At 70.5% G+C, this 11,337-nt stretch carries 14 protein-coding genes; 8 read left to right on the forward strand and 6 right to left on the reverse strand.

Translation table 11 applies throughout. The features are described from left to right. Positions 1 to 20: 20 nt before the first annotated feature. The gene (locus tag BLP95_RS04740) at positions 21 to 1,004 is read left to right on the forward strand and encodes an alpha/beta hydrolase (protein WP_089677266.1); all 984 of its coding nucleotides are present in this window, start codon (positions 21 to 23) and stop codon (positions 1,002 to 1,004) included. Next, complete coding sequence (locus tag BLP95_RS04745) at positions 1,001 to 1,498, forward strand: hypothetical protein (RefSeq protein ID WP_089677267.1); 498 nt, start codon at positions 1,001 to 1,003, stop codon at positions 1,496 to 1,498. The genes BLP95_RS04740 and BLP95_RS04745 overlap by 4 nt, the downstream gene beginning before the upstream one ends. Before the next feature lie 26 nt (positions 1,499 to 1,524). Here the strand turns inward: BLP95_RS04745 and BLP95_RS04750 are convergent, their stop codons facing one another. Next, positions 1,525 to 3,027 carry a YifB family Mg chelatase-like AAA ATPase gene (locus BLP95_RS04750; RefSeq protein ID WP_089677268.1) on the reverse strand — a complete coding sequence of 501 codons (1,503 nt, stop codon included), beginning with the start codon at positions 3,025 to 3,027 and terminating at the stop codon, positions 1,525 to 1,527. Positions 3,028 to 3,094: 67 nt separating this feature from the next. After that, on the reverse strand, positions 3,095 to 3,442 hold the full coding sequence (locus BLP95_RS04755; protein ID WP_089677269.1) for an accessory factor UbiK family protein: 348 nt from the start codon (positions 3,440 to 3,442) through the stop codon (positions 3,095 to 3,097). Between the two features lie 290 nt (positions 3,443 to 3,732). On the opposite strand from BLP95_RS04755, the gene BLP95_RS04760 reads away from it, so the two are divergent. From BLP95_RS04760 to glnK, 3 genes are all read left to right on the forward strand, one after another. Further along, entirely contained in the window at positions 3,733 to 4,071 is a 339-nt protein-coding gene (locus BLP95_RS04760) for a P-II family nitrogen regulator (RefSeq protein WP_023004279.1), read from the forward strand. Between the two features lie 40 nt (positions 4,072 to 4,111). Beyond that, positions 4,112 to 5,362: an ammonium transporter gene (locus tag BLP95_RS04765; protein WP_089677270.1), complete on the forward strand. Its 1,251-nt coding sequence runs from the start codon at positions 4,112 to 4,114 to the stop codon at positions 5,360 to 5,362. A gap of 142 nt (positions 5,363 to 5,504) precedes the next feature. Next, the gene (gene glnK / locus BLP95_RS04770) at positions 5,505 to 5,843 is read left to right on the forward strand and encodes a P-II family nitrogen regulator (RefSeq protein ID WP_089677271.1); all 339 of its coding nucleotides are present in this window, start codon (positions 5,505 to 5,507) and stop codon (positions 5,841 to 5,843) included. Positions 5,844 to 5,994: 151 nt separating this feature from the next. Here glnK and BLP95_RS04775 read toward each other — a convergent pair whose 3' ends face one another. Continuing rightward, positions 5,995 to 6,771 (reverse strand): ferredoxin--NADP reductase, encoded by a 777-nt coding sequence (locus BLP95_RS04775; RefSeq protein ID WP_089677272.1) that lies wholly within the window; start codon positions 6,769 to 6,771, stop codon positions 5,995 to 5,997. A 174-nt stretch (positions 6,772 to 6,945) separates the two neighbouring features. Here BLP95_RS04775 and BLP95_RS04780 point away from each other — a divergent pair, with 174 nt between their 5' ends. Next, positions 6,946 to 7,872, forward strand: coding sequence for a LysR family transcriptional regulator (locus BLP95_RS04780; RefSeq protein WP_089677273.1), 927 nt, complete (start codon positions 6,946 to 6,948; stop codon positions 7,870 to 7,872). 73 nt (positions 7,873 to 7,945) lie between these two features. Here BLP95_RS04780 and BLP95_RS04785 read toward each other — a convergent pair whose 3' ends face one another. After that, positions 7,946 to 8,374, reverse strand: a complete 429-nt coding sequence (locus BLP95_RS04785; protein ID WP_089677274.1) for a host attachment protein — start codon at positions 8,372 to 8,374, stop codon at positions 7,946 to 7,948. Between the two features lie 207 nt (positions 8,375 to 8,581). Between BLP95_RS04785 and BLP95_RS04790 the strand changes: the two genes are divergently transcribed. Continuing rightward, positions 8,582 to 9,064, forward strand: a complete 483-nt coding sequence (locus tag BLP95_RS04790; protein WP_089677275.1) for a hypothetical protein — start codon at positions 8,582 to 8,584, stop codon at positions 9,062 to 9,064. Positions 9,065 to 9,089: 25 nt separating this feature from the next. Here the strand turns inward: BLP95_RS04790 and BLP95_RS04795 are convergent, their stop codons facing one another. Together BLP95_RS04795 and hemE are read right to left on the reverse strand one after the other, a co-directional pair. Beyond that, positions 9,090 to 9,488, reverse strand: coding sequence for a VanZ family protein (locus BLP95_RS04795; RefSeq protein WP_089677276.1), 399 nt, complete (start codon positions 9,486 to 9,488; stop codon positions 9,090 to 9,092). Further along, positions 9,481 to 10,557, reverse strand: coding sequence for a uroporphyrinogen decarboxylase (gene hemE / locus BLP95_RS04800; protein WP_089677277.1), 1,077 nt, complete (start codon positions 10,555 to 10,557; stop codon positions 9,481 to 9,483). The genes BLP95_RS04795 and hemE overlap by 8 nt, the downstream gene beginning before the upstream one ends. Positions 10,558 to 10,700: 143 nt before the next feature. Here hemE and ribA point away from each other — a divergent pair, with 143 nt between their 5' ends. Next, positions 10,701 to 11,336 carry a GTP cyclohydrolase II gene (ribA, locus tag BLP95_RS04805; protein ID WP_089677278.1) on the forward strand — a complete coding sequence of 212 codons (636 nt, stop codon included), beginning with the start codon at positions 10,701 to 10,703 and terminating at the stop codon, positions 11,334 to 11,336. Position 11,337: the final 1 nt, after the last annotated feature.

Raw genomic sequence — 11,337 nt, forward strand, 5'->3', positions numbered from 1 at the left:
GCAGCAGCACGGAGGATGCGATGAGCGACTTCACCCCCCTACAGGCCCTGGGCCCCTTCAGGCGGATCGACCGCGCCGAGGAGCTGCCCGCCGGCGACCACCTGGAACGCTACCTGGGACACTATGGCCTGGCCCCCCTGCTCGCCGAGCACGTGGGGCTGCACCTGGGCTTCCTGGAGGCCGGTGCCTTCCGCCTGTGGGCCTCGGTGTGGAGCCCCGCCGCGCCCATCGGCACCGCCTTCGTGGTGCATGGCTACTTCGACCACCTGGGCCTCTACCGCCACCTGCTCGAGCACCTGCTGGAGAGAGGCTGGCGGGTGGTGCTCTGGGACCTGCCCGGCCACGGCCTCTCCAGCGGGCCGCGAGCCTCCATCGACGACTTCGACGACTACGCCGGCTGTCTCCACGCCCTGCAGCGCCACCTCGAGGAGGAGGAGCTGGCCCCGCACCCCTGGCTGGGCATCGGCCAGAGCACCGGCGCGGCGATACTCGCCACCGACGCCCTGACCCGCGGCGCGGAGGGCCACTGGGCCGGGCTGGCGCTGCTGGCACCGCTGGTGCGACCCTGGGGCTGGCGCCAGTCGAGCTGGCTGCACCTGCTGGCGGGTCCCTTCCTGCGCTCCATCCCGCGCAAGTTCCGCGACAACTCCACGGATGCCGAATTCGCCGCCTTCCTGCGCGAGCGCGACCCGCTTCAGGCCGACCGCGTGGCGGTGGACTGGGTCAGCGCCATGCGCCGCTGGATGCCCCGGCTGCTGGCGCTGCCCCCCAACCCCGTGCCGACCCTGATCCTGCAGGGCGAACAGGACCTGACCGTGGACTGGGAGTGGAACCTGGAGGTGCTGCGCGAGAAATTCCCTCATGCCGAGGTGCACCTCCACCCCGAGGCGCGCCACCACCTGGTCAACGAGGCGGAGCCCATCCGCCAGGCGCTGTTCGACAGCCTGGACCGCTTCATCGATGCCCTGGCGCCCCGCGCCGCCGTGGAGAAGACCTCACCATGAAGCGCCCACACCCCCGTCTCGCCGGCCTGCTGGCCCTGGCCTCGCTGGTCCTGCTCGCCGGCTGCGCCGGCAGCCCGGAGCGCCCTGATCCCGTGCGCCAGGCGCTCTTCAACCTGGGCGAGCGCGCCGCCGAGCGGGTGATGGCGGCCCCCACCCTGCCACGGCCGGCAGGCGACCAGGTCCTGCTGCTGGCCAACCCCGAGGTCAACGCCGGGCTCGGCATCGGCGAGGCGCGTTTCCGCGAGAGCCTGGTGCGCGCCCTGCTGGCGGTAGGCGACGGCCCCCAGGTGCTCGACTGGGGCGATGGCCTGAGCGCGGGGGGCGACAACCAGTGGCGGCTGGAGAGCCGCCTGGTGGCCGACGGCCCGCGCCTGTCGCTCTCCGACCGCGAGCTATTGCCCTACCGCCTGACGCTGACCCTGCGCCGCCCCGGCGAGGAGCGGGCCCTGTGGGAGGAGAGCCTGCAGGGCGCCCTGGACGCCACGGCACTCTAGTTCCCCTCACGCCTCACTTCTCGGCCTCACCCCTTGAGCAGTCGATCGAGCTGGCGATAGCCCACCGCCTCGATCAACTGCTCGCGCTCGGGGCGCACCGCGCCGGCGAGGTCGGCCAGGGTCAGCGCCACCCGCAGCACCCGATGGTAGGCCCGCGCCGAGAGCTTGAGCCGCTCCAGCACCTGGGCCAGCCAGGCGCGATCCGCCGCCGAGAGGCCGCAGGCCGCCTCCAGCTCGCGCCCGGCCAGGTGGGCGTTGAGGGCGCCTCGCGCCAGCTGGCGCTCGCGGGCGGCCAGCACCCGCTCGCGCACCGCCGCGGAGCTCTCCCCGGGCTGGCTGCCGGTGAGCTGCTCCGGCGGCAGCGCCGGCACCTCCACCTGCAGGTCGATGCGGTCGAGCAGCGGCCCGGAGAGCCTGGCCTGGTAGCGCTGAATCTGCGCCGCGGTGCAGTGGCAGGCCTGGCGCGGATCGCCCAGATGGCCGCAGGGGCAGGGGTTCATGGCGGCGACAAGCATGAAGCGCGCCGGATAACGGCGCTCGTGGCTGGCCCGGGCGATATGGATGCGTCCCGACTCCATGGGCTCGCGCATCACCTCCAGCACATGGCGCGGGAACTCCGGCAGCTCGTCGAGGAACAGCACCCCGTGGTGGGCCAGGGAGATCTCGCCTGGGCGCGGTCGCGCGCCACCGCCCACCAGGGCCACCGCGCTGGCGGTATGGTGCGGGGCGCGGAAGGGACGCCGCCCCCACTCGGCGCGCAGCGGCAGGCCGCTGACCGAGCGTACCGCCGCCACCTCCAGCGCCTCGTCGTCGGTGAGCGGCGGCAGGATGCCGGGCAGGCGACTGGCCAGCATGGTCTTGCCGGTGCCGGGCGGACCGGCGAAGAGCAGGTTGTGGGCGCCGGCGGCGGCCACCTCCAGCGCCCGACGGGCCTGGAACTGGCCGCGCACCTCGGCGAGGTCAGGCAGCGGCTGGGTGGCCTCGGGCGGGCGCGTTAGCCGGTGGGGGGCGATGGGGGTCTGGCCCAGCAGGTGGGCGACCACCTCCAGCAGGTGGTCGGCGGGCAGCACCTCGAGCTCGCCGGCCAGGGCCGCCTCGTCGGCGTTGGCCCGCGGCACGATCAGCCCGCGGCCGGCGCGCCGCGCGGCCAGGGCCAGCGGCAGCACACCCTCCACGGGGCGCAGGGCGCCGTCCAGCGCCAGCTCGCCGACGCTCTCGGTCTGCGCCAGGCAGTCGGGGGGCAGCTGGCCGGAGGCGAGCAGCAGCCCCAGGGCGATGGGCAGGTCGAAGCGTCCGCCCTCCTTGGGCAGGTCGGCGGGCGCCAGGTTGAGGGTGATGCGGCGCAGCGGGTACTCGAAGCCGGCATTGACCAGGGCGCTGCGCACCCGCTCGCGGCTCTCCTTAACCGCCGTCTCGGGCAGCCCGACCAGCGTCATGCTGGGCAGGCCGTTGGAGAGGTGCACCTCCACCTGCACCTCGGGTGCCTCCAGGCCGAGCCCGGCCCGGGTATGCACGATCGCCAGCGTCATGGGCATTCCCTCGCGACAGGACTGCTCTCAGGCTAGTCCAGGGCGCGGCGGGTCGCCCGGCACGGCCTCAGGAGGCGGCGTCGCCATCCTTGCGCGGGGCGCCCTCCTGCTCAGCGTGCTCCTCAGCGCGCGTCGCCGGGGCCTCGGCCGCCGCGGCGCTGCCGCCGGCCTGGGCCTCCACCAGCGCCTCTAGGGCGGCGACCTGCTTCTCCAGCGACTCCACCCGCGAGCGGGTGCGCTGCAGCACGTCCATGAGGATGTCGAAGTCCTCCCGCGAGACCAGCTCCAGGCGGTCGAAGGCGCCCTTCACCACCTGCTGGACGCCCTTCTGGATCTCCTCAGGGGCCTGGGAGGCACCCTGCAGGCGCTCGCCGATCTGCTGGGCCAGGCGGCCGATCCTGTCGTGGGTCACCATGACGCATCTCCTGTTGGTCGATGAATGCCTACAGGATACGCGGGCCGTGGCCACGACGCATGCCCTCCTGCTCACCGCGCCTGCCCCGTCGCGGCGCATCGGCGCCATGGCCGGCGCACCAGGACGGTGCATCGCGCCGCCCTCGCCATGCGGATGCCCTCACGCCCTCCGGAGACAAGTTGCGTAACCCATTGATAAGTAAAAAGGTTATTTCCCGCTGGCACGCCCTGCGCATCGGCCAGTGCAGCCGCCCCATCGGGTTGCCTCCCATCCCCACGAGGAGACAGGACATGAAGCTGATCACCGCCATCATCAAGCCCTTCAAGCTGGACGACGTCCGCGAGGCGCTGGCCGACAACGGCGTGCAGGGCATCACCGTCACCGAGGTCAAGGGCTTCGGCCGCCAGAAGGGCCATACCGAGCTCTACCGCGGCGCCGAGTACGTCGTCGACTTCCTGCCCAAGGTCAAGATCGAGATCGCCGTGGACGACGGCCGCCTTGAGAGCGTGCTCGACGCCATCTGCGAGGCCGCCGGCAGCGGCAAGATCGGCGACGGCAAGGTCTTCGTCACGCCGCTGGAGGACGTGATCCGCATCCGCACCGGCGAGCGCGGCGCCGATGCCGTCTGAGCCATGACCGACTGCCGCTTCCCCGACTGGAGAATCCACCATGAGTGAACTGACCGAACTGAGCTATGCGCTCGATACCTTCTACTTCCTGATCTGCGGCGTGCTGGTGATGTGGATGGCCGCCGGCTTCGCCATGCTCGAGGCGGGCCTGGTGCGCGCCAAGAACACCGCCGAGATCCTCACCAAGAACGTGGCGCTGTTCGCTATCGCCTGCACCATGTACCTGCTGGTGGGCTACTACCTGATGTACTCGAGCCCCGAGGGCGGCATCCTGCCCAACCTCGGCGTGCTGCTGGGCAGCGAGAACGGCATCGACGCCGTGCTGGCCGGCGGCGACGAGGCCCCCTACTACTCCATGCGCGCCGACTACTTCTTCCAGGTGGTGTTCGTGGCGACCGCCATGTCCATCGTCTCCGGGGCGGTGGCCGAGCGCATGAAGCTGTGGGCCTTCCTAGCCTTCGCGGTGGTGATGACCGGCCTGATCTACCCGGTCTCCGGCTACTGGACCTGGGGCGGTGGCTGGCTCTCCGCGGCCGGCTTCTCCGACTACGCCGGCTCCGGCATCGTGCACATGGCCGGTGCGGCCGCTGCCCTCGCCGGCGTGCTGGTCCTCGGCCCGCGCAAGGGCAAGTACGGCAAGGACGGCAGCATCTACGCCATCCCCGGTGCCAACCTGCCGCTGGCCACCCTCGGCACCTTCATCCTGTGGATGGGCTGGTTCGGCTTCAACGGCGGCTCCGAACTGAAGGTCTCCGACGTCGCCTCCGCCAACAACATGGCCCAGGTGCTGGTCAACACCAACGCCGCCGCCGCCGGCGGGGTGATCGCCGCCCTGGTGGTCGCCAAGCTGTGGTTCCGCAAGGCCGACCTGACCATGACCCTCAACGGCGCCCTGGCCGGCCTGGTGGCGATCACCGCCGACCCGCTCTCGCCCTCGGCACTGAGCGCGGCACTGATCGGCGCCGTGGGCGGGGCCATCGTGGTGGCCGCCATCGTCGCCCTGGACAAGCTGAAGATCGACGACCCGGTGGGCGCCATCTCGGTGCACGGCGTGGTCGGCATCTGGGGCCTGCTGGCGGTGCCGCTGAACAACGGCGACGCCACCTTCGGCGCCCAGCTGCTCGGCATCGTCGGCATCTTCGCCTGGGTCTTCCTGGCCAGCCTGGTGGTCTGGGGCATCCTCAAGGCGATCATGGGCATCCGCGTCAGCGAGGAGGAGGAGTACGAGGGCGTCGACCTGGTGGAGTGTGGCCAGGAGGCCTACCCGGAGTTCAGCGGCTCCGGCAAGTAAGCCGCCGCGGCTCCCTACCCCATCGACACCATCCGGCCCCCGCAAGGGGGCCTTTTTTCTTCCCCGCCGGCGAGGTGTATCCTGTAGGACATCCGCCCTATCGGCGGCGGCACGTCCGCCCACGCATCACGAGGAACCGACCATGAAACTGGTGACCGCCATCATCAAGCCCTTCAAGCTCGACGACGTCAGGGAGTCCCTCTCGGAGATCGGCGTCCAGGGCATCACCGTGACCGAGGTCAAGGGCTTCGGCCGCCAGAAGGGCCATACCGAGCTCTATCGCGGCGCCGAGTACGTGGTGGACTTCCTGCCCAAGGTGAAGCTCGAGGTCGCCGTGGACGACGATATGGCGGAGAAGGTGATCGACGCCATCACCAGCGTCGCCAACACCGGCAAGATCGGCGACGGCAAGATCTTCGTGACCCCGCTGGAGCAGGTGATCCGCATCCGCACCGGCGAGACCGGCAAGGACGCGGTCTAAGCGGCCAGGCGGCCTGGCGAAGCTTAAGCCCAAGTGACCAGTCGCAAGAAACCCCACCAGGCGATCGGCCCGGTGGGGTTTCACGTTTCTGCCTCGCTGCCGGCCGCCCATCACCGAACCGCTTGGCGGCTCGGCGCTGGCAACTCGACGCTTACTTCTCGACGAAGGCCCGCTCGATCACGTAGTCACCCGGCTCGCCCATGCGCGGCGAGATCTTGAAGCCCAACTCGTCGAGCAGCTCGCTGGTGCTCTCCAGCATCGCCGGGCTGCCGCAGATCATGGCACGATCCTGCTTGGGGTCCAGCGCCGGCAGGCCGGTGTCCTCGGCCAGCTTGCCGCTGCGGATATGGTCGGTCAGGCGACCCATGGTGTGGAACGCCTCGCGGGTCACCGTGGGGTAGTAGACCAGCTTCTCGCTGATCTCCTCGCCCAGGTACTCGTGGGCCGGCAGCTCCTTCTGGATGAAGTCGGCGTAGGCCAGCTCGCTGACGTTGCGCACGCCGTGTACCAGCACCACCTTCTCGAAGCGCTCGTAGACCTCGGGATCCTGGATCAGGCTCATGAAGGGCGCCAGGCCCGTGCCGGTGGAGAGCAGGTAGAGGTTGCGCCCCGGCAGCAGGTCGTCGGTGACCAGGGTGCCGGTGGGCTTGCGACTGACCATGATCTGGTCACCCACCTGGAGGTGCTGCAGCCGCGAGGTGAGGGGGCCGTCGGGCACCTTGATGCTGAAGAACTCCAGGTGGTCCTCGTAGTTGGGACTGGCGATGGAGTAGGCACGCATCAGCGGCTTGCCCCCCACCTCCAGGCCGATCATCACGAACTGCCCGTTCTTGAAGCGCAGGCTGCGCTCGCGGGTGGTGCGGAAGCTGAACAGGGTGTCGTTCCAGTGGTGGACGCTGAGCACCTCTTCCAGGGCGAACTTGCTCATGCCGGCTCCTCTGAGTGCGAAAGATCTCCTGGCGGAGAGACTTATATGCTTTAAAAGAATAAAACAGGCTTGTAGATTTGCATTGAATTCTAAGCCAGGAGGCGTTATCTGTTAAATGGATTGTATGGATAACCTTTATCCATAACCTTGATATACGTCATCGGAGAGCCACCCATGCGCTTCACCCTGCGCCAGCTGGAAGTCTTCGTGGCGGTGGCCCAGCACGAGAGCGTGTCGCGGGCCGCCCGCGCCCTGGCGCTCTCCCAGTCCGCAGCCAGCAGTGCCCTGGCCGAGCTGGAGCGCCAGTTCGACTGCCAGCTGCTCGATCGCCACGGCAAGCGCCTGCGCCTCAACGCCCTGGGCTTCCAGCTGCTGCCCAAGGCGGTGGCGCTGCTCGACCGCGCCGAGGAGGTGGAGGAGCTGCTCCACGGCCAGCAGGGCATCGGCGTGCTGGACGTCGGCGCCACCCTGACCATCGGCAACTACCTGGCCACCCTGCTGATCAGCGACTTCATGCAGCGCTATCCGGGCAGCCGGGTGCGCCTGGCGGTGCGCAATACCCGCGCGATCGTCGAGAGCGTGCGCCACCACCGCCTCGACCTGGGGCTGATCGAGGGGCAGTGCGAGGAGGAGGACGTGGTCACCCAGCCCTGGGTGGAGGATGAACTGGTGGTGTTCTGCTCGCCGCGCCACCCCCTGGCCGGCGCCGGCGCGGTGGAGCTAGGCCGCCTGCTGCGCGAGGCGTGGATCATGCGCGAGGAGGGCTCCGGCACGCGCCTGACCCTGGAGCAGGCGGCACGCCACCGGCGCGGGCGCTTCAACGTGCTGCTGGAGCTGGAGCACACCGAGGGCATTAAGCGGGCGGTGGAGTCGGGGCTGGGAATCGGTTGCGTCTCGAAGCTTGCCCTGCGCGACGCCTTCCGCCGCGGCAGCCTGGTGCCCATCTCCACCCCGGAGCTGGACCTGAGTCGCCAGTTCACCTTTATCTGGCACCGCCACAAGTACCTCGCCACCGGCATGCGCGAGTTCCTCAAGCTGTGCCGGCAGATGACCGAGGGGGTCACCCGCAGCGACCAGATCGACCTGCCGCCGGTGCCCTGAGGCGAAGCCGCTCCTCACAACGGCATCGGGCCCGGCGGTACCGGGCCCGATGGGTGCCAGGCAGGCCTGGCGGTCAGCGCATATCGCTGACCGCCTCCTGGATCTCCTCGAGGCTCGCCTTGGTGAGGTCCTTGGTCAGGGAGTGGATCACCAGCTTCGCGGTGGGGCCGTCGAGCTTGTCGCGCAGCTGGCCGAGGAAGCGTGCCGGCGCCACCAGGATCAGCTTCTCCATGCTGTTGTCGGTGCGCGCCCGGTAGAGGCGCTCGGCCACCTCCTTGGCGAACACCTGCTCCTCGTGGGCCCGCGCCGTGCTCTCGCCGCCGGCCGAGCGCGCCGAGGTCGCGGTCGACTCGTGCACGTCGGCCCCGCGATCCGTCACCAGGTCGCCCTCGTGCAGCCGGCTCGCCGCGTGCACCAGGCTGTCCTGCTCGACCAGCTTGAGCGCGTCGCGGGTGAAGATCCTCGCCCGCGCCGCATCCGCCACCACGATATAGGTTGTCATAGCCACTCCTCGATACCGGTGGGTCGACGGCCGACGCCGCGCCGGCCGCCTCTGGATCAACCATGGCAAGCACCATGACGGCGGTCAACCACCCGATGCGGGCACACGGCAGGAACTGCAGCCTGGGCGCAACTGGGGTAGCATTCGGGTAAGCCGGCAGGGAGGTCGGCCGTCTCATCACCACGATGTGCCTCCGGGAGGACCCCGATGCGTCAGTTCCTGTTTCCCCGCCGCCCCCTCGCCCGCGGCACCCTGCTCACCTGCCACCTGCTGCTGCAGCTCGGCCTCGCCGCCGGCGCGGCGCTGTGGCTCGCCCCGCGCACCCCCTGGCTCTCCGCCACGACCTGGCAGGCGGCCTGGCCCGACGTGGCGCTGGGGGTGGGCCTCTGGTTGCTGGCGGCGGTGGTGCTGCGGCTGGTCGCCGAGCTGTGGCTGCTGCCCCACCACCTTGCCGGCCAGCTCGGCGCCGGGCCGGTGATCACCCGCTCCTGGGAGCGACGCCCCGCCGTGCACGACCGCGAGGCCGCCTGGACCAGCGAGGCACGCCCGCTGGACGGCGAGGACGAGGTGGTCGGCCGCGCCCGGGTGACCCGCCCCGCCGAGCCGCTGCGTCAGCGTGGCCGGGAGCCCTCGCTGGACCTGGCAGCTCACGCTGGCGAGGCAGCGGCACCCCGCGACCCACGCCTCTAGCGTCGAGCCGCCGGTTCCGAAGCCGCTAGCTCCGAAGGACCTGGGCGCCGAAGAGGAGACGACGCAGGCCGGCCAGCAGCAGCACGGCGGCCCCGGCGCCGAGGGCGTTGGCCAGGATATCGGCCCAGTCGCCGCCGCTGCGTCCCGGCACCGGCAGCTGGGCGAACTCGATGACGCCGCCGTAACCGGCGGCGAGCAGCAGGGCCAGCGGCGGGCGCACGCCGGCCAGGCCGATCAGGCCGGCGAGGCCGGCATAGCCCACGAAGTGGCTGAGCTTGTCCCAGGGCAGGCGGCTGGGCATCTCCTCCCCCGGGGTCAGGCTGCCCAGGGCGATGACCAGCGCCGCCACGACGGCCAGCGCCGCCCACAGGCGGCGCCGGTCGTGCAGGCGGCGAAGGCCCCCTCGCCAGCCCCCTTCAGCCATGGGGGATGCTGCGGTGGTAGGCGGGGCTCAGGTCGTGCAGCGCCTCCATGAAGGCGGTGACCCGGTCGGGGTCGGTGAACTGGCTGATGCCGTGGCCCAGGTTGAAGACGTGGCCCGGCCCCTCGCCGTAGCTCTCCAGGATGCGTGCCACCTCTGCGCGGATCGCCTCGGGGCGGGCGAACAGCACGTTGGGGTCGAGGTTGCCCTGCAGCGCCACCTTGTGGCCCACCCGGGCACGCGCGTAGGCGAGCTCGGTGGTCCAGTCCAGGCCCACGGCGTCGGACCCGGCCAGGGCGATGTCCTCGAGCCACTGGCCACCGTTCTTGGTGAACAGGATCACCGGCACGCGGCGCCCCTCGTGCTCGCGGATCAGGCCGGCGACGATCTGCTCCATGTAGCGCAGCGAGAACTCCAGGTAGGCCGGCGTGGAGAGCGCCCCGCCCCAGGTGTCGAAGATCTGCACCGCCTGGGCGCCGGCGCGGATCTGGGCATTGAGGTAGTCGGTCACCGCCGTGGCCAGGGTGTCGAGCAGGTCATGCATCACGCTGGGCGTGTCGTAGAGCATGGTCTTGACGTGGCGGAAGTCCTTGCTGGAGCTGCCCTCCACCATGTAGGTGGCGAGCGTCCAGGGGCTGCCGGAGAAGCCGATCAGCGGCACCCGGCCGTTGAGCTCACGGCGGATGGTGGAGACCGCGCGCATCACGTAGTCGAGGTCGCGCTCGGCGTCGGGGGCAGTCAGCGCCGCCACCTCCTCGGCGGTGCGCACCGGCTTGCGGAACTTGGGCCCCTCGCCGGTCTCGAAGTAGAGCCCCAGCCCCATGGCGTCGGGGATGGTGAGGATATCCGAGAACAGGATCGCGGCGTCCAGCGGATAGCGCTCCAGCGGCTGCAGCGTCACCTCGCAGGCCAGGTCATGGTTGCGACACAGGTCCATGAAGTTGCCGGCCTCGGCGCGGGTGGCGCGGTACTCCGGCAGGTAGCGTCCGGCCTGGCGCATCATCCACACCGGGGTGCGGTCCACCGGCTGGCGCGCCAGGGCGCGCAGAAAACGATCGTTCTTGAGTTCCATGCGGCGGTCATCCACGGGAAATGTGCCCGGCATTGTACCCGATCAGGACGGCCGGCGGCTGCGCCCGTGAGCCGCCGGCGGCTTCCTGCTAGAATGGCGGCCCACCCTGCGGCACCGCCCGCGGCCTGCTACCGAGGTACCCCGTGACGATTCGCTTCATCGCCGCCTCCCGACTGCCCACTCCCTGGGCCACCTTCACCATGCACGGCTTCGAGGACGAGGCCACCGGCAAGGACCATATCGCCCTGACCCTGGGCGACGTGGCCGACGGCGAGCCGGTGCTGGGGCGGGTGCATTCGGAGTGTCTGACCGGCGACGCCCTCTTCTCGATGCGCTGCGACTGCGGCTACCAGCTGCAGGAGGCGCTCAAGCGCATCGCCGAGGAGGGGCGCGGGGTGCTGCTCTACCTGCGCCAGGAGGGGCGCGGCATCGGCCTGCTCAACAAGATCCGCGCCTATCACCTGCAGGACCAGGGCGCCGACACCGTGGAGGCCAACGAACGGCTGGGCTTCGCCGCCGACCTGCGCCGCTACGACCTCTGCGTGCCGATGCTCGAGCACCTGGGCATCGCCGCACTGCGCCTGATGACCAACAACCCGCGCAAGGTCGACGCCCTGACCCAGGCCGGCGTCACGGTCGTGGAACGGGTGCCGCTGACCACCGGCCTCAACCCCCACAACGAGCAGTATCTCTCCACCAAGGCGGGCAAGCTCGGCCACATGATGGCGCTGGGCGACTTCACCCAGGCCAGCGACGTGGACATCGAGCGCAAGGAGTGAC

Source organism: Halomonas shengliensis, assembly GCF_900104135.1.
GTDB classification, from domain to species: Bacteria; Pseudomonadota; Gammaproteobacteria; order Pseudomonadales; family Halomonadaceae; genus Halomonas; species Halomonas shengliensis.